This window comes from Oceanibium sediminis, from assembly GCF_003265325.1.
In the GTDB taxonomy this organism is placed as follows: Bacteria; Pseudomonadota; Alphaproteobacteria; order Rhodobacterales; family Rhodobacteraceae; genus Halovulum; species Halovulum sediminis.
The window spans coordinates 23,906-41,005 of record NZ_QGNX01000011.1 but is presented as its reverse complement, the minus strand read 5'-3'; the positions used below and the strand labels follow the sequence as shown (position 1 = coordinate 41,005).

The 17,100-nt window shown below is 67.2% G+C and carries 16 protein-coding genes and 1 pseudogene; 9 read left to right on the top strand and 8 right to left on the bottom strand.

What is annotated here, in order from left to right:
* The 3 genes and pseudogenes from DJ029_RS19220 to bhcA all read right to left on the bottom strand — a co-directional run.
* Nucleotides 1-140: pseudogene (locus DJ029_RS19220) on the bottom strand (DSD1 family PLP-dependent enzyme); the annotation flags it as partial.
* Between the two features lie 15 nt (nucleotides 141-155).
* Nucleotides 156-1,142 (bottom strand): beta-hydroxyaspartate dehydratase BhcB, encoded by a 987-nt coding sequence (gene bhcB, locus DJ029_RS19215; protein ID WP_112324118.1) that lies wholly within the window; start codon nucleotides 1,140-1,142, stop codon nucleotides 156-158.
* Nucleotides 1,143-1,145: 3 nt separating this feature from the next.
* Complete coding sequence (gene bhcA, locus DJ029_RS19210; protein ID WP_112324111.1) at nucleotides 1,146-2,336, bottom strand: L-aspartate--glyoxylate aminotransferase BhcA; 1,191 nt, start codon at nucleotides 2,334-2,336, stop codon at nucleotides 1,146-1,148.
* A 127-nt stretch (nucleotides 2,337-2,463) separates the two neighbouring features.
* Between bhcA and bhcR the strand changes: the two genes are divergently transcribed.
* Nucleotides 2,464-3,342, top strand: a complete 879-nt coding sequence (gene bhcR / locus DJ029_RS19205) for an HTH-type transcriptional regulator BhcR (RefSeq protein ID WP_112324110.1) — start codon at nucleotides 2,464-2,466, stop codon at nucleotides 3,340-3,342.
* Nucleotides 3,343-3,622: 280 nt separating this feature from the next.
* On the opposite strand, the gene DJ029_RS19200 is transcribed toward bhcR, so the two are convergent.
* A complete protein-coding gene (locus DJ029_RS19200) occupies nucleotides 3,623-4,837 on the bottom strand; it encodes an acyl-CoA dehydrogenase (RefSeq protein WP_112324109.1) in 1,215 nt (404 codons plus the stop codon).
* A 148-nt stretch (nucleotides 4,838-4,985) separates the two neighbouring features.
* Between DJ029_RS19200 and DJ029_RS19195 the strand changes: the two genes are divergently transcribed.
* Nucleotides 4,986-5,939 carry a zinc ABC transporter substrate-binding protein gene (locus DJ029_RS19195; protein WP_157966452.1) on the top strand — a complete coding sequence of 318 codons (954 nt, stop codon included), beginning with the start codon at nucleotides 4,986-4,988 and terminating at the stop codon, nucleotides 5,937-5,939.
* A gap of 16 nt (nucleotides 5,940-5,955) precedes the next feature.
* Here DJ029_RS19195 and DJ029_RS19190 read toward each other — a convergent pair whose 3' ends face one another.
* Together DJ029_RS19190 and DJ029_RS19185 are read right to left on the bottom strand one after the other, a co-directional pair.
* On the bottom strand, nucleotides 5,956-7,137 hold the full coding sequence (locus DJ029_RS19190; RefSeq protein ID WP_112324108.1) for an L-dopachrome tautomerase-related protein: 1,182 nt from the start codon (nucleotides 7,135-7,137) through the stop codon (nucleotides 5,956-5,958).
* Between the two features lie 93 nt (nucleotides 7,138-7,230).
* Nucleotides 7,231-8,061, bottom strand: coding sequence for a universal stress protein (locus DJ029_RS19185; protein ID WP_112324107.1), 831 nt, complete (start codon nucleotides 8,059-8,061; stop codon nucleotides 7,231-7,233).
* Between the two features lie 147 nt (nucleotides 8,062-8,208).
* Here DJ029_RS19185 and DJ029_RS19180 point away from each other — a divergent pair, with 147 nt between their 5' ends.
* The 3 genes from DJ029_RS19180 to DJ029_RS19170 are packed head-to-tail and all read left to right on the top strand — an operon-like array spanning nucleotide 8,209 to nucleotide 10,222.
* Nucleotides 8,209-8,694 carry a Fur family transcriptional regulator gene (locus DJ029_RS19180; RefSeq protein ID WP_112324106.1) on the top strand — a complete coding sequence of 162 codons (486 nt, stop codon included), beginning with the start codon at nucleotides 8,209-8,211 and terminating at the stop codon, nucleotides 8,692-8,694.
* Complete coding sequence (locus DJ029_RS19175) at nucleotides 8,691-9,437, top strand: ATP-binding cassette domain-containing protein (protein ID WP_112324105.1); 747 nt, start codon at nucleotides 8,691-8,693, stop codon at nucleotides 9,435-9,437. The genes DJ029_RS19180 and DJ029_RS19175 overlap by 4 nt, the downstream gene beginning before the upstream one ends.
* Nucleotides 9,437-10,222: a metal ABC transporter permease gene (locus tag DJ029_RS19170; protein ID WP_112324104.1), complete on the top strand. Its 786-nt coding sequence runs from the start codon at nucleotides 9,437-9,439 to the stop codon at nucleotides 10,220-10,222. Before DJ029_RS19175 ends, DJ029_RS19170 begins: the two co-directional genes overlap by 1 nt.
* A gap of 6 nt (nucleotides 10,223-10,228) precedes the next feature.
* Here DJ029_RS19170 and DJ029_RS19165 read toward each other — a convergent pair whose 3' ends face one another.
* Nucleotides 10,229-11,431 (bottom strand): NAD(P)/FAD-dependent oxidoreductase, encoded by a 1,203-nt coding sequence (locus DJ029_RS19165; RefSeq protein ID WP_112324103.1) that lies wholly within the window; start codon nucleotides 11,429-11,431, stop codon nucleotides 10,229-10,231.
* A 219-nt stretch (nucleotides 11,432-11,650) separates the two neighbouring features.
* On the opposite strand from DJ029_RS19165, the gene DJ029_RS19160 reads away from it, so the two are divergent.
* The gene (locus tag DJ029_RS19160; protein WP_112324116.1) at nucleotides 11,651-12,586 is read left to right on the top strand and encodes a 2-hydroxyacid dehydrogenase; all 936 of its coding nucleotides are present in this window, start codon (nucleotides 11,651-11,653) and stop codon (nucleotides 12,584-12,586) included.
* Nucleotides 12,587-12,709: 123 nt separating this feature from the next.
* Here the strand turns inward: DJ029_RS19160 and DJ029_RS19155 are convergent, their stop codons facing one another.
* Complete coding sequence (locus DJ029_RS19155) at nucleotides 12,710-13,411, bottom strand: GntR family transcriptional regulator (protein ID WP_198671200.1); 702 nt, start codon at nucleotides 13,409-13,411, stop codon at nucleotides 12,710-12,712.
* Between the two features lie 234 nt (nucleotides 13,412-13,645).
* Here DJ029_RS19155 and DJ029_RS19150 point away from each other — a divergent pair, with 234 nt between their 5' ends.
* The 3 genes from DJ029_RS19150 (at nucleotide 13,646) to DJ029_RS19140 (ending at nucleotide 17,093) form a co-directional block, all read left to right on the top strand.
* Nucleotides 13,646-14,614, top strand: coding sequence for a TRAP transporter substrate-binding protein (locus DJ029_RS19150; RefSeq protein WP_112324115.1), 969 nt, complete (start codon nucleotides 13,646-13,648; stop codon nucleotides 14,612-14,614).
* A 78-nt stretch (nucleotides 14,615-14,692) separates the two neighbouring features.
* Nucleotides 14,693-15,505, top strand: coding sequence for a TRAP transporter small permease subunit (locus DJ029_RS19145; protein WP_112324101.1), 813 nt, complete (start codon nucleotides 14,693-14,695; stop codon nucleotides 15,503-15,505).
* Nucleotides 15,498-17,093 (top strand): TRAP transporter large permease, encoded by a 1,596-nt coding sequence (locus tag DJ029_RS19140; protein WP_112324100.1) that lies wholly within the window; start codon nucleotides 15,498-15,500, stop codon nucleotides 17,091-17,093. The genes DJ029_RS19145 and DJ029_RS19140 overlap by 8 nt, the downstream gene beginning before the upstream one ends.
* Nucleotides 17,094-17,100 lie beyond the last annotated feature (7 nt).

Below are 17,100 nucleotides of genomic sequence, written 5' to 3'. Positions count from 1 at the left end.
CCCATCTTCTTGATGTTGCGCTCCAGCGCGTCCAGGTCCAGCACCAGGCAGGGCGTCTGGATGTCCGCCTCGTCCATCCCCGGAAGTGCGGGAACGTCGAAACCGACCTCAAGGTCGTCGAGATTGTCGAATGCAGGCATATCAAACTCCCCAATTCATGATTTGATCCAGGGCAGACGGTCGAGATCGACATTCCCCCCGGTGATGATGACGCCGACCCGCTTGCCGGCAAATCGGTCCTTGTTCTTCAGGATGGTGGCCAGCGGCACGGCGCAGCTCGGCTCCATCACGATCTTCATCCGCTGCCAGGTCAGCTTCATCGCGTCGATGATCTCTTCCTCGCTGGCGGTCAGGATGTCGGTGACGTGGTTGCGCACGAAGTGCCATGTCAGCTCCTTCAGGGGCACCTTCAGCCCATCGGCCACGGTGTCCGGCGCATCGTCCGCGATGATATGCCCGGCCTTGAAGCTGCGCGCGGCGTCGTCCGCCTGCTCCGGCTCGGAGGCGATGATCTGGACGTCCGGCGCGATGTTGGACAGCGTCAGGCAGGTGCCCGAGATCATGCCCCCGCCCCCGATGGGCGCGACCATCATGTCCACCGGTCCGCCGGTCATGTCCGTGACCTGTTCCATGAACTCGCGGCTGCAGGTGCCCTGCCCCGCGATCACCCGGGGGTCATTGTAGGGGTGCACGAACTCCGCGCCCGTGGCGGCCTGCACCTCGGCAAAGACCGCCTCGCGCGAAGAAGTAGAGGGTTCGCATTCGGTGATGATCCCGCCATACCCCTTCACCGCGTCCTTCTTGGCCTGCGGCGCGGTGCGCGGCATGACCACGTGGCAGGGAATACCCCGCCGCCCGGCCGCATAGCTGAGGCTGAGCGCGTGGTTGCCGCTGGAATGCGTCGCGACGCCCTTTTCGGCCATTTCGTCGGACAGGCCGAAGACCGCGTTCGAGGCGCCGCGCACCTTGAACGCGCCGGCCTTCTGGAAGTTCTCGCATTTGAAGAACAGCTCCGCGCCGGTCAGCCCGTTCAGGTAGCTCGATGTGAGCACGGGCGTGCGATGGATATGCGGCCTGATCCGCTCATGCGCGGCCAGGACATCGTCATAGGTCGGGATATACTCGGGTACGGCGTCCTTCATCATTCACTCCGCCGCCAGCGCGGCGACTTCTCCTTTCTCGCGGTAGTATTCCTGAGCGGCGGCAACGCCGGAGCCCAGCTTGATCGGATATCCAAGGTCCGCCATCGCCATTTCGGCGGTGGCAAGGCCCGACAGCGCCATGACTTCGGTCAGCGAGCCAAGGTGCCCGATGCGGAACACCTTGCCGGCAACCTCTCCGAGGCCGACGCCGAAAGCAACTTCATAAACCTTGGCCGCCTGTGTCACGACATCGGTGCCGTTGAACCCCTCGGGCACGACAACCGCCGTCACCGTTTCGGAATACAGCGCAGGGCGCGCGGCGCAGGGTTTCATACCCCAGGCCGCAACCGCCCGGCGCACGCCTTCCGCGATGCGGGCATGGCGCGCATAAACATTGTCGAGCCCCTCGCTCAGCAGCATGTCGACGGATACCGCCAAGCCGTTCAGCAGGCCCACCGCGGGCGTGAAGGGATAACCGCCGGTCTTGTAGCTGTTCAGCATGTCGCGGAAATCGAAGAAGCAGCGCGCCAGGCGGGCGTCTTCCATCTTCGCCAGCGCCTTGGGGCTGATCCCGACGATGGACAGGCCCGCGGGCAGCATGAACCCCTTTTGCGAGCCCGTGACCGCCAGGTCGATGCCCCAGGCGCTCATCTCGAACGGCATCGAGCCGATGGAGCTGACCCCGTCCACCATGAACAACGCCGGATGCCCCGCCGCGTCGATCGCACCGCGCACGCCCTTGATGTCCGAGCGCACGCCGGTCGCCGTCTCGTTATGGGTGGCCAGGACCGCCTTGATCTCATGCCCGGTGTCGGCCTTCAGTGCTTCCTCGAAGGCGGCGACGGGGGCGCCCTCGCCCCAGGGCGTCTCGATCACCCGGACGTTCAGACCGTGGCGCTGGCAGAGGTCGATCCAGCGATGCGAGAACATGCCGTGCCGCGCCGCCAGAACCGTATCCCCACGGCTGAGCGTGTTCGCGATGGAGGCTTCCCAACCGCCGGTCCCCGTGGCGGGAAAGATGACCACCTCGCCCTCCTCCATGCCCAGCACCTTGCGCACGCCCGCGACCGCCGGCTCGAAGATGGCGCGGAAGGCAGGGCTGCGGTGATCCAGCGTGGCCATGTCACAGGCCTTGCGCAACGCATCCGGGATATTCGTCGGGCCGGGAATGAAGACCGGGTTCTGACTTGTCATGGCGATTCCTCCTGGTTCCCGGGCAACATAGGCCGCACCTTGCCAACCGCCAATTTTTTTGTTTTAATTTTTCGTATCGCGAAATATTCCGATATACCTTTTACTTACAGCACCTTGGCTTTTTTCAATGCCCATCCGGCATCCTGGAAGCCAAAGGTTTCACCAAAAGGAGGGCCCCGTTCTGGCCGAGAGAGACACCAAGCGGCAACGCGGACGCCCCAAGGCTTTCGACGACCGCACAGAGCAGAATACCATCCGCGCGCTCGATCGGGCGATGACAGTGCTCGAACGCCTCGCGCAGGTCGAATCCTCCGGGCTGACCACCCTGGCCGAGGCGCTGGACCAGTCCCCGGCGACGGTCTACCGCGTGCTGGTGACGCTGCAACAACACGGCATCGCCGAGTTCGACGAGGCGACCCAAAGCTGGCACGTCGGGCCGGGCGCCTATCGCATCGGCGCGTCCTTTCTGCGGCGCACCAGCGTGGTCGAGCGCGCCCGCCCGGTGCTGCGCCGCCTGATGGAACAGACCGGAGAGACGGCAAACCTCGGGATTGAAACCGGCGACGCGGTCCTGTTCGTCAGCCAGGTCGAAACCCACGCCTCGATCCGCGCCTTCTTTCCGCCAGGCAAGCAAAGCCCGATGCACGCCTCCGGAATCGGCAAGGCGCTGCTCGCGCATTTTCCGGATGACCGGCTGGACCGCTGGATCGCCAGCCACCCGCTGACCGGCTTCACCGAGCATACGCTGAAGACCGAGGACGCGCTGCGCGCCGACCTCGCCCGGATCCGCGCCACGGGGGTCAGCCTCGACAACCAGGAACGCACGCTCGGGATGCGCTGCATCGCGGCCCCGGTCTTCAACGTCCACGGAGAGCCGGCGGCGGGCGTCTCGATCTCCGGCCCGGAAAGCCGCCTGCCGGACGCGCAGGTCGCCGAAAGCAGCGCCGCGGTCAAGGCCGCCGCGGCCGAGATCTCGGCCGCGATCGGGGGGCAGGCCCCAACCTGACGCGCCACATCATGGGGCAAAAGCACGAAGACCGCGCCCGGGTCAAGGATCGCCCGGCACGGGCGAGCGCGCCAGCGCCCCGTCCTTGAGGCGGGGGCGGTCTTCGTGCGACGCTCGACCAGGATCGCCTGCCGATCCTCTCGGCAAACCGCACCTGCCAACTCAAGCCGCCCCCATTCCCGGCCTTGGGGCGTCCCTTGGCCCCGGGCGGCGGAGGCCCCATCCGACAGGATGGGGGGAAAGGGAATGGCCCGCGCCAGCGGGCCTCCGCTGCCTTGGTTCAGAAAAACGCCTGCAATCCGGTCTGCGCGCGGCCCAGGATCAGCGCGTGCACGTCGTGCGTGCCCTCGTAGGTGTTCACCGTCTCCAGGTTCGCCGCGTGGCGCATCACCTGGTAATCCTCCTGGATACCGTTGCCCCCGTGCATGTCGCGGGCCATCCGCGCGATGTCCAGCGCCTTGCCGCAGTTGTTGCGCTTCACCAGGCTGATCATCTCGGGCGCGGCGCGGCCCTCGTCCATCAGACGCCCCACCCGCAGGGAAGCCTGTTGCGCCAGCACGATCTCGGTCTGCATGTCGGCCAGTTTCTTCTGGAACAGCTGCGTCTGCGCCAGCGGCTTGCCGAACTGCTTACGCTCCAGCCCGTACTGGCGCGCGGCGTGCCAGCAGAACTCCGCCGCGCCCGTCACCCCCCAGGATATGCCGTAGCGCGCGCGGTTCAGGCAGCCGAAGGGCCCCTTCAGGCCCTGCACGCCGGGCAGCAGCGCGGCCTCGCCCACCTCGACCCCGTCCATCACGATCTCGCCCGTGACGCTGGCGCGCAGGCTCAGCTTGCCGCCTATCTTGGGCGCGGACAGGCCCTTCATGCCCTTTTCCAGCACGAAGCCGCGGATCTTGCCGTCATGGGCGTCGGACTTCGCCCAGACCACGAAGACATCCGCGATCGGGCTGTTGGAGATCCACATCTTCGACCCTGACAGCCGGTAGCCGGTGGCGGTCTTTTCCGCCCGGGTCTTCATCCCCGACGGGTCCGAACCCGCGTCCGGCTCGGTCAGCCCGAAACAGCCGATCAGCGTGCCCGCGGCCAGGCCGGGCAGGTATTTCCGCCTCTGCTCCTCCGAGCCGTAGGCGTAAATGGGATAGATCACGAGGCTCGACTGCACGCTCATCATCGAGCGGTAGCCGCTGTCGATCCGCTCCACTTCCCGCGCGACCTGGCCGTAGGCGACGTAGGACGCGCCCGCGCCGCCGTATTCCTCGGGCAGGGTCACGCCCAGCAGGCCGAATTCGCCCATCAGCGGGAACAGGCCGGGGTCCACCACCTCGTCGCGGTAGGCGGCGATGACCCGGGGCGCGAGCACGTCATCGGCGAAGCTGCGCGCCGCGTCGCGCACCATCCGCTCCTCCTCGCTCAGTTGGTCGTCCAGAAGCAGCGGATCCGCCCAGGCGAAGGCGCTCATGTCCGGGGCATCCTTGGCCGGCACGTCCTTTGGCATCGAAATCTCCCTTTTCGGTTGGCCCCATTATGTCGTTCGACAGCGCGCCCTTGGCAAGGGCGGCCTGTTGCCGCGATTTTCGAATTGCGAACGTTATAGTATATCATTACAAACCCTCCCCACGGCACCACAACCACCGGAGCGCATCTTGAAACACCCCTTCCGCAGGCTTGCGATACTGATCGCCCTTGTCACGGCACCAGCGGCGCAGGCCGCCCCCAACGTTCTGGCCGATGTGCCCCCGATCCACGCCATCGCCGCGCGGGTCATGGCGGGCGTCGGCACGCCCGGGCTGATCCTGCCCCCCGGCAGCGACCCGCACAGCGCCGCCCTGCGCCCGTCCGAGGCCCGCGCCCTGGCGGATGCGGACCTGGTGATTTGGACAGGCCCGGCGCTGACCCCCTGGTTGGAGCGCGCGCTCGACGCGCTGGCCGGGGATGCCCGGCACCTTGCGCTGATGGAGACGCCTGGGCTGGTGCTGCTCGATCTGCGCCGGGATGCGGCCTTCGCCCCGCCGGGCGGCGCCCACGAGCACGACCATGATCATGACCATGATCACGCCCCGGGTGCAGATGCAGAGTCACATGCAGACACGGCGGCAATGGACCCGCATATCTGGCTCGACTCCGCGAACGCGGCGCGCATCGCCGAGGCGATTGCCGGGCAGCTTTCCACCCTCGACCCTGCCGGGGCAGAGACATACGCCGCCAATGCCCGGGCCTTCGCAGGGGACCTGGAAAGCCTCGAGGTGGCGGTCGCGGATGCCCTGCCCGATCCGGGCACGACGCTGGTCGTCACCCATGACGTCCTGCAGTATTTCGAGGCGCATTTCGGCCTGACCGTGCGCGGCGCGATCGCGCCGGGGGATGCCAGCGCGCCCGGCGCGGCGCGTTTGCGCCAGATCGGGGACTGGCTCTCGGGACCGTCCTGCATCCTGGCCGAGCCGCAGCTCGGCGACGGTTTCGCCAGAAGCCTCGCCGAGGATCACGGCGCGAAGGTCGTCATCATCGACCCGCTCGGTCTTCAGCTGCCCACGGGTGCGGAGCTTTACCCCGCGCTGATGAACGGCCTGGCGACGGCTATCGGGAGTTGTGAGGACTGACCCCCGCGCAGCGGTGTCAGTCGGATCCGCCGGCAGGCGCGTTGCCGGGCAGCACGTCAGGCTCGGGCGTGCGGGGCGGCGTGAATTTCCAGATGGTGAACGGTGCCGCCGCTTCCTGCACCTGGCGGTCCTGCAGGATCAGCGAGGGGACGGCGCTGTCAGACAGGTACAACGCGCCGTCCGGGCCGAAATCCAGCCCGTCCGCCCAGCGGATGCGGCTGTCCTTGATCAGCGTTTCCGAGACGCCGTCGATGTTGACCCTGTGCAGCGCGCCGTGCTCCACGTCGGTGACGTAGACGTTGCGCTGCCCGTCCACGGCGATGCCGTCGGACAGGGGCTTGCGCGACACCGTCTCGATGTCCACCGCGATGTTCAGATGGTCGATGTTGCGGTTGTGCAGAAGCCGCGCCGGCACCCGGTAAAGGTTGTCGTGGTTCATCGCCGCGTAATAGAGCCACTGATCGTCGGGCCCCAGCGCGATTCCGTCGACCCCAACCTTCAGCGACAGAAGGCCGCCGAAATAGCTCATGTCCCGCGTCCCCGTGCGGATCAGGTAGTTGCGCGGCAGCACGGTTTCATGGCGCTCCAGAAAGCGCCCCGCCAGGCCGACGCCGACTTCGTAGGAGATCAGCGCCGGGCGTTTCGCCCAGAAACCGGTATCCGCGATATAGACCCATGACCCGTCCGCGTTCACCGCCAAGTCCTGCAGGAACGAGCCCTTCGGCGCCACTTCCGGCGTGAAGGCGTGGCGATGCACCACCGCCCCGCTTTCCATGTCGAAGGCGAAAAGCTGCGGCGTGCCGAACCCGTGGTTCCCTGAATCCACCACCCAGAGCCGGTTTCGCTTGTCGAAGTCGAGGCCGAGCGGCGTTTGGAACAGCCGTGCCTGCTCCGCTTCGGACGGGAAGGCGACCGGCGCGCCGTCCACCCATTCATAGAGCTTCGGCCCGGTCCACGCGCTTTCCGGGTGCACCGTGAAGAACAGCCGCCCATCGGGCGAGACCGCCACGTTGCCCACCGGCAGGTCGGTTTCCACCACCGCCTGCAAGGTGCCATCGGGCAGGATCGGCGCGGTGGTCAGGTCGGGATAGGGATTGCCTTCGGCGAACAGGAACCAGACCACGCCGACCACCGCCGCCACCAGCAGGATCACAAGGGTCAAGAGGATCAGAAAGAACCTGCGTAAATGATAAAGCATGAATTATCCCGGTTGATGGCGTTTCAACCGGCATTTGACCCATTGACCCCTTGGGCGGCAAGCCCGCAACCGGGCTTGCCGTGAGGGAATTCCTCAGTGTGCCAGCAGAACCGCACAGGGCGGGTCGGCCAGGATCGCCTGTGTCGTGCCACCGAAGATCCGCTCACGCAGGCGGGAATGGCCGTAGCCCCCCATCACCAGCAGGTCCGCGCCCAGGGCGTTGACCTGGCGGGCGATCTCTTCCTCTTCCCGGCGGCCCTCGCCCGGGACCTTCAGCACATCCGCGTGCACGCCGTGGCGCGACAGGTATGCGGCGACGTCCGCCCCCGGCTCCACGCTGTGGCCGCGCGGGCTGGGCTGGGGATCAATCAGCAGCAGCGTCACCTGCTTGGCCACCTTCAGCACGGGAATCGCCGCACGCAGCGCGCGCCCGCCCTCGGGCGTGGCGTTCCAGGCGACGAGCACGTGGCCGGGCACCTGCTTTGGCGGCTTGGACGGATCGAAGGTCATCACCGGCGCGCCGCTGTCAAACAGCGCCCCCGTCACCAGCGCATGGTGCAGGCCCGGGTGATCCGCCAGGATCCGGGGCAGAAGCACAAGGTCCGTCGTCCGGCTTGCCGCGGCGACCAAGTCGGCCAGGTGCACGGGGCCCGCGACATGGCTGGTGACCGCGCCTTCCTGCCCCGCCTTGGCGAGCAGCGCTTCGACTTCGTCCGCGCGCTCCTTCGCGGCGTTGCGCGCCAGGTCCGATGCCTCAAGCCAAGCGGTGCCGTTCAGCATGTCATAGGAACTCGCCGGGGGGGGCGGTGCCTTGGCGACCACCATCACGTGCAGATACGCCCCTTCCGTCAGCGTCATGCACGCCTTCAGCATCGCGTCGTCCTGATCCGGGCGCAGAACGGTCAGGTAGGATGGATAAGTCATTTCGTTCCCCTTGAAGCATTGTGCCTGAACAGCAGCTTACGCGACCCGGGGGCCTCTTGCATTTGCGATGGATCAATACCCGAAGCGCGCGTTGCAAAATCCAGCGGGGCAGCTTAACTGTTACCTTGTAACAGGACAAGAACCGCCATGCCCAGCCCCGACCTCGCCTTTCGCGCCCATGACCACGCGCGCTGCGCCGCCAGCGCCCTGCACGCCGCGCAGACCCTGTGCGCGGCGCGCAACCTGCGGCTGACCCCGGCCCGCGCGCGGGTGCTCGAAATCCTGCTGGAGGCGCATCGCGCGCTCGGGGCCTATGAAATCCTCGAGCGGCTGCGCGAGGATGGCCAGCCCGCGCAACCCCCGGTGGCCTACCGCGCGCTGAACTTCCTGTGCGAGAACGGGCTGGCGCACCGGATCGAGCGGCTGAACGCCTTCGTCGCCTGCGTCGATCCGCAGGCGGAGCATGACGCCGCCTTCCTGATCTGCCGGCGCTGCGACCGGGTGGCCGAATCCCCGCGCGACCAGGATGCGGGGCACCTCGGGGCCGCCGCTGCGGACGCGGGCTTCGCGATCGAGCGCACCGTGGTCGAGGCTCTGGGCCTGTGCCCCGACTGCCAGGGGGGCCAGCCATGAGCCTTGTCGAGGCGCGGGACGTCGCCGTGCGCTACGGCGCCCGCGAGGTCCTGCACGGGATCTCGCTGAGCCTGGAACCGGGGGAGATCGTCACCGTGGTCGGGCCAAACGGCTCGGGCAAGTCCAGCCTGATGCGCCTGCTGATCGGCGCGCAGGCCCCGGCGGCGGGCCAGGTGATCCGCAAGCCGGGCCTGCGGGTCGGCTATGTGCCCCAGAAGCTCAGCGTCGACCGCTCGCTGCCGATCACCGTCTCGCGCTTCTTGTCGCTGGGCGACCGCCACCCGGCGCGGGCCCGCGACGAGATGCTGGCGCGGGTCGGCGTGGCGCATCTCGCCGCCGCGCAGATCGCCAACCTATCGGGCGGGGAGTTCCAGCGCGTGATGCTGGCCCAGGCGCTGTTGCAGCGCCCCGAACTGCTGGCGCTGGACGAGGCGACGCAGGGACTGGACCAGCCGGGCACCGCCGCCTTCTACCGCCTGATCGAGGAGGTCCGCCAGGAACTCGGCTGCGCGGTCCTGATGATCAGCCACGACCTGCACGTGGTGATGAGCGCGTCCGACCGGGTGATCTGCCTCAACGGGCACATCTGCTGCGAGGGCACGCCGACCGTGGTGTCCGAGGCGCCCGCCTATCGCGCGCTGTTCGGGCTTGGGACCGAGGGCACGTTGGCGCTGTACCGGCACGAACACGATCACGCGCATGGCCCCCACGATCACGATCACCACCACGCGGACGCGCCCTGATGCTGGACGATTTCCTGGTGCGCGCCACGCTGGCGGGGCTGGCAGTGGCGCTGGCAGCCGGGCCGCTCGGGGCCTTCGTCGTCTGGCGGCGGATGGCCTATTTCGGGGATGCGACAGCCCATGCCGCGATCCTTGGAGTCGCGCTGTCGCTGGCCTTTTCGGTATCGATCTTCATCGGGGTCGCGGCGGTCGCGGCGGCCACGGCGCTGATCATCACCGCGCTCAGCGGGCGCGGCACGGGCGTGGACACGGTGCTGGGCGTCGTGTCCCACGGCGCGCTGGCGGCGGGGCTGATCGCGGTGTCCTTCCTTCCCGGCGTGCGCGCGGACCTGATGGGCTACCTGTTCGGGGACATCCTCGCCGTCGGGCGCAGCGACCTGCTGGTGATCTGGGGCGGCGCGGCGCTGGTGCTCGGGGTGATGCTCTGGCGCTGGCAACCACTGTTGCTGGCGACCATGAACGCCGACCTGGCCGCGGCGCGGCACATCGACCCAAAGCGCGAGCAGCTGATCCTGACCCTGGCGCTGGCGGCGCTTGTCGCCGTGGCGCTGCAGGTGATCGGGGCGCTGCTGATCACCGCGATGCTCATCATCCCCGCCGCCGCCGCTCGCCCGCTGGCGCGCAGCCCCGAGGCGATGGCCGCGCTCGGCAGCGCGATCGCGGCGCTCGCCACCATCCTCGGGCTGCAACTGTCGGCGCAGATGGACACGCCCGCCGGGCCGTCGATCATCATCGTCGCGGTGGCGATCTTCCTCGTCACGACGCTTGTGTCGGGCCGGCGCTGAGCCGGCTCAGATCACGTTCACCTCGCCGAAGGCCCGCCCCTCAATCACCCGCTGCAGCCCGAGCGGGCCAAGGTCGAGCGTTCGGTAGCCGCCCGAGACGATCAGCTCGGATATCGCGCGCCCCATCGCGGGGGCCTGTTGCAGCCCGTGACCGGAAAAACCGTTCATCAGCAAGAAGTTCTCCAACCCCGGCACGGGGCCGACGATGGCGTTCTGGTCGAGCAGGTTCATCTCGTACCAGCCCACCCAGGAGGTACGCAGCCGCAAACGCTCGAACGCCGGGACACGAGCGGCCAGCAGCGGCCAGACCTTTTCCTCCCAGACGTCCGGTTCCTCGGCGAAATCAGTGTCGTCCCGGGGGATGTCGCTGCCCATCGGCGCGGCCCCGGCGAGGTAGCCGGTCCCGTCGCGCCGGACATGCACCCCGCTCGGATCGATCAGCAGAGGAAAGCCCGCCAGCTCCTCCGCCTCGAAGATGAAGCTGAGGCGCTTGCGCGGCGCGACCGGCAGTTCCACCCCCGCCATCGCCGCGACCCGGTCGGCGCGCGGCCCGGCGGCATTCACAACGTGCCCGGCCCCCAGCACGGTTCCGTCCGCCAGCATGACGCCCTGCACCCGGTTCCCGACATGGGCGATCTGCACGACCTCTGCCGCGAGGAACTCGACGCCGAGCTGCCGCGCCCGGCGGCCCCAGCCCTCGAACATCGCCGCGCCGTCGAAATACCCCTCGTCCGGCCCCCCGTGAGAGCCGAGCAGCAGGTCATCGACCACCATCCAGGGAAAGCGCTGCGCCAGCGCGGCCGGGTCGAGCAGGTCCACCGCGACCCCTTCGGCGCGCTGCACGGCGTGGTTCACCTCAAGCCGCGCGGCCCCCTCGGGCGTGTTGGCGAGGTAGAGGTAGCCGAAGCCGTCCAGCCTGATCGCGGGGGCGGCTTCGTCGCCGATCTCCTCAGCGAAATTCCGCAGGTATCCGGCGGCGAAGCGGCTTATCGCGATGTTCAGCGGGTTGGAAAACTGCTGCCGGATGCAGGAGTTGGTCTGCGAGGTTGTCGCGAATTCGTAAGTCGGGTCCCGCTCCACCACCAGGATGCGCCCCTGGAAACCGGGGTCGAGGGCGGTGAAACAGGCCGCCGCGCAGCCCATGATCCCGCCGCCGACAATCACGACGTCATAGCCCGCGTGGGTCGGCGCATCGCTGAACTTAGCCATGGTGTCGGGCCCCTGCGCGAACCGGCGGGCAGCCCCGGGCCGGGCCCGCCGTCATAACCGTGGTCCGATGTGCTGCTCTCATGATCCGTTCCCCCCTTGTCAGGTATTTTTTCTGGGCATTACGCGGCGCGCGACCTACAGTCCCCGCTGGTATACCAAGGGCGGAAGCGGTACGCGCCGACCGCATCCTTGAACATGGGCAGCGAAAAGGAAACCCCGATGCAGAAAGCGGACATTCTGACCATAGGCACCTATCCCGAGTGGGATATCAAGGGGATGGAGGCCGACTACACGCTGCACACCGGCGTCCCCGGGGAGCTGTCCCCGGCAGTTGCGGCAAAGCTGCGCGCCGTGGCCTTCAAGGGACACAGCCGCTTCGGCGCGGCCGAGATGGACGCGCTGCCGAACCTTGGCCTGATCGCGAATTTCGGCGTCGGTTATGACGCTATAGACGTGGCCGCCGCCAGCGCGCGCGGCATCAAGGTGACCAACACGCCGGATGTCCTGACGGACGATGTGGCCGACCTTGCCCTTGGCATGGCGCTGGGGCTGTTCCGCCAGATCCCCAGGGCCGACGCCTGGGTGCGTTCGGGCGACTGGGCCGCGAAGGGGGATTTTCCGTTGCAGCGCAAGTTCTCGGGCAAGCGCGTGGGCATCCTTGGGCTCGGGCGGATCGGGCGGGCCATCGCGGAGCGCATGACCGCCTTCGACATGCAGATCAGCTACTGGTCGCGCGCACCGAAGGACACGCCCGCGGGCTGGACCCATGTCGCCACGCCGGAGGCGTTGGCGGCAGAGGTGGACATCCTCGTCGTCGCGCTCTCCGGCGGCCCCGAGACGGCCGGACTCGCCTCGGCCGAGGTGATCGCAGCGCTCGGGCCGAAAGGCGTTCTGGTCAATATCTCGCGCGGATCGACGGTGGATGAGGCCGCCCTGCTGGACGCTCTGGAAAGCGGCGCGCTGGGGGGTGCGGCGCTGGATGTCTTTGCCTCCGAACCGGACGCCGACCCGCGTTTCGCCGCGCTCGACAACGTGCTGCTCCAGCCGCACCAGGCCTCCGCCACGGTGGAGACGCGCCAGGAAATGGGCAAGCTGCAACGCGCCAACCTCGCCGCGTTCTTCGCCGGAACCTCGCTGCTCACCCCCGTCAACTAAGAGGGGCGGTGACCCCGGGCGCCACGGGCCCCGCCCCCGCGCAAGCGGGGGTGGGGGCATGGGAATGGGCCGTCAGGCCCGCCGCTGGCTCACTCCGCCAAGCACCTTGGGCCAGGGGCTATCTCAGGCCCCGGACTCCTCAAGGATCGCCACGATCTTCCTGTTCGCGCTGCGCAAATGGCTGTCCAGCACAGCCGAGGTCCAGCGCGTGTCCCGCGCCTCCAGCCCGGCGACGATGTCGCCATGTTCGCGCAGGATACGCTCACGATCGGTCCGCACCCGCGAGGTCAGGAAGCGCGCCCGCCACAGGCGCGCATTGTATTCCTTGTGGGTCTTCAGCAGCGGCTCGTTGCCGCTGGCCACCGCGATCGCCTTGTGGAACGCCATGTCCGCGTTGAAGAAGTCGATCGGACTTTCCGCCGGGTCAATCTCGGACAGGGCCTCGTGCAACGCGCCGATTCCCGCGATCTGCGCGTCGCTGCCCGAGATGCAGGTCAGCTCGCCCGCCAGCGCCTCGAGCACCCGCATGACCGAGAACAGCTGGCTGAGCTCGGCCGCCGTCGGGTTCGCCACGCTCGGGCTGCGCGCCGGGCGGATATCCACCAGCCCCTCGTTCGCAAGGATGCGCAGCGCCTCGCGCAGTGGGGTGCGGCTGACGCCAAGCGCGGTTGCGGTTTCCCGTTCGGGCAGGGTCTCGCCCGGGGCGAATTCGCCCAGCAGGATCCGGCGGCGCAGATCCTCCGCAGCTTTTTCCGGCAAGGTGCGGAAATCGGTCTCGACCCGCGCGGCCACCCCGCCGGACAGATCGGTGTCAGGTAAGGACACGATTCTTCTTCTCCCATTCGCGGCGACCGCCCGGTTCCCCCGGATCACGCATTTTCGGCCCCTTGGTATACCAAACAACTTGCCAGAGTTGGGCGAGTCAGTCTAGCGTTCCTCAAGGACCCCCGGAAGAGGGGCCCGGAAACATACATATATCGTCGCCCGAACCAGGCGATAAAGGGAGGAACGGAAGTGAAACTCACCCATCTCGTCGCGGGCACCGCGGCAGCATCCATCATGGCGCTCGGCGCCATGGCGCAAACCACGACCTTGCGCATCCAGACCCATTACGGGCCGGAGCAGACATCCGGCAAGCTTGCCTCCGAGTTCGTGGACAACGTCCAGACCATGTCGAACGGCGAAATCCAGATCGAGATGTTCTACTCGTCCTCCGTCGTCGGCTCGGTCGAGACCTTCGACGCGGCAGCAACCGGGATACTGGACTGCGACATGACCGGCGGCGCCTACCAGACCGGCAAGAACCCCGCGTTCCAGTTCGTGGGCGACATCATGGGCGGCTATGACGATCCCTACCAGCAGCTGTCCTGGCTCTACTACGGCGGCGGCCTCGAGGCGGCGCAGGAGCTCTACAACAAGTATGACATGGAGCTGATCGGGTGGTGGGTCTACGGCCAGGAATCCCTGTCCTCCAACACGCCGATCGCCGGGGTCGAGGACCTTCAGGGCTGGAAGTTCCGCTCCCCCCCGGGGATGGAAACCAAGATCTTCGAGAAGCTTGGCGCCGTCCCGGTGGTGATGGACTTCACCGAGGTCTTCACCGCGATCGAGACCGGCATCATCGACGCCGCCGACTACTCGGGCCTGGCCAACAACGAGTCCATCGGCCTGTACGACCTGGTCAAGCACGCCAACTATCCCGGCTTTCATTCCATGCCGTCGGATCACCTGGCCTGCAACAAGTCCGTCTTTGACGCGATGCCCGAGCATCACCAGCGCATCATGAAGGTGGCGATGGAGTCCCTCGCGCTGCGCACGGCGCTGCAGTTCCAGGTGCTGAACACCCAGGCCGCCGCGCGTCTGCGCGAAGCGGGCGTCACCCTGCATGAATGGTCCACCGAGGACCGCCAGCAGTTCCGCAACGCCGCCCAGGCCACCTGGCCCGAGTTCGCGACCAGCCCGGAAGCCGAAGCCCTGGTGCAAAGCCACCTCGACTACCTCGGCCAGCTGGGCTTGGTGGGCAACTGAGGCGCCCCCGCCGGCAATGAGTGATCCACGGGCCCCGTCTTGCCGGCGGGGCCCGTTTTTGCAGAAGGGGGTGGGCAGATGACCGAGGAAGACTCCGCGCGCAGCCACGGCGCCGCAATCGAGTGGCTCATACCGCTGGCGTTCCTGATACCGGCGGCTTGGGTGACCTGGCGGGTGCCGGGGTTCATCATGGCGCTGGGTGGCGGGACGGATTCGATGCAGCGCCGCTTCGCCGAGGCGGGGGTGGTCGACTGGGTGGCTCTTGCCCTGCTGCCGGTCATCTTCATCCTGGGCGTGCGTGGCGTACGCCGCGCCGGAATGGAATACGACGATGTCGGCGCCTTAGACAAAGTATCGGTCTTCATCGGCCGCGCCACGATGCTGCTGGTGGTCGTCCTCGTCGCGGTGATGTCCTACGAGGTCTTCATGCGCTACGTGGCTGTCGCGCCGACGGTCTGGGCGACGGAGCTGAGCCTCTGGATCGCGGGCTTCATCTTCCTGTTCAGCGGGCTTTACGCCATGCAGCAGCGCAGCCATATCCGCATCTTCCTGCTCTACGACCTCATGCCGCGCTGGTTGCAGAAATCCTGCGATACCCTGTCCGCGGCCCTGATCGTCCTTTTCGCCGTTGCGCTGATATACGGCGGCTACGGCGAGGCGCATGACAAGTTCCTGCGCTGGGAGACCTTCGGAACCGCCTTCGATCCGCCGATCCCGGCCACCCTGAAACCCATGGTGCTGGTGATCGTCTCACTGGTGGCGGTGCAGGCCGTCTGGAACCTGATCCGGGATTGGCACCGCGCGCCCGAGCATCACACCGCCGCGGATGAAATCGATCAGGACGAGATCGAGAAACTCAAGAAGATACTGGGGCCCACAGACGATGTTTGATATTGGCACAATCTCGCTTCTGCTGCTCCTGGGCCTTCTGTTCCTGCTGGCCATCGGCATGCCGCTGGGCTTCGCCTCGGCGATCCTCGCCGTCGCCGTCATGGTGATGCGCTTCCCGCCCGAAATCCTGTTCCGCGAATTCGGCACCGGGCCAATGAACATTCTCGCCCAGCGTATCTACGGGTTGCTGACAGGCTACGTGCTGATATCGATACCACTATTCATATTCATGGCGGCGCTGCTCGAACGCTCGGGGATCGCCAAGGACATGTACTCCTCGCTCAACTTCTGGCTCTCGCGCACGCGCGGGGGGATCGCCATCGTCACCTCGCTGATGGCGGTGGTCATGGCGGCGATGTCGGGCATCATCGGCGGAGAGGTCGTGCTTCTGGGCCTGATCGCCCTGCCCCAGATGCTGCGCCTCGGCTACAACCAGAACCTCGCCATCGGCACGATCTGCTGCTCGGGCAGCCTTGGCACGATGATCCCGCCGTCGATCGTGCTGATCATCTACGGGCTGGTCACCGAAACCTCGATCAAGGCGCTGTTCACCGCGTCCTTCCTGCCGGGCTTCATGCTGGCCAGCTTCATCATCGCCTATATCGTGATCCGCACCCAGCTGGACCCGGACCAGGCCCCCCTGCCCGAACCGGTGGAGGGCGAGCCAGAGGGGCGGGAGAAACTCGGCTACTTCATCGCCTTCCTGTCGATCCTCGTCGCGGGGTTCTCCACCGCGCTGTTCCTGCGCGCGCTCTTCTTCACCGTGACGGGGCAGAACGCCGTGATCGAAGGCGTGGATCCGATCACCTACGGCACCCCGGAATACCTGCCGTGGTTCGGGGGCTACGTGCTGGGCGCGCTGGCGCTGATCTTCCTCGTCTTCGGGCGCGAGATGACGGCCCGCGCCTGGGACATGGGCAAGGGGCTGGTCGCGCCCATCGTGGTCATCGGCGTCGTGCTCGGCTCCATCTACGGCGGCATCACCGGCATCACCGAAGCGGCGGGCATGGGCGTCGTCGCGGTCTTCCTGATCTCGGTCTTCCGGGGCGAGGCCAACCTGGAACTGGTCTGGGACAGCCTGATGCGCACGCTGAAATCCACCGGCACGATCATCTGGGTCACCATCGGCGCCACCGCGCTGGCGGGGGCCTACACGATCGCGGGCGGGCCGACCTACGTGGCCAACATGATCATCGGATCCGAGCTGCCTACCATGGGCGTGATCCTGATCATGATGCTGATCTTCCTCTTCATGGGCGCCTTCATGGACTGGGTCGGCATCGTGCTGCTGATCATCCCGGTGTTCCTGCCCATCGTGCTGCGCCTCCCGGCGGAGGAGATCGGCTTCCTCGGACAGATCGACGCGCGCTACGTGGCGGTCTGGTTCGGGGTGGTGTTCTGTATGAACATGCAGGTCAGCTTCCTGTCGCCCCCCTTCGGGCCCGCGGCCTTCTACCTGAAATCCGTGGCGCCGGCCCATATCTCGCTGACCGACATCTTCCGCGGCTTCCTGCCCTTCATCGTGATCCAGTTGCTCGCCCTCTCGGTACTGCTGATCTGGCCGGGCATCGTCACGGTGCTGTTGTGAGGGCGCG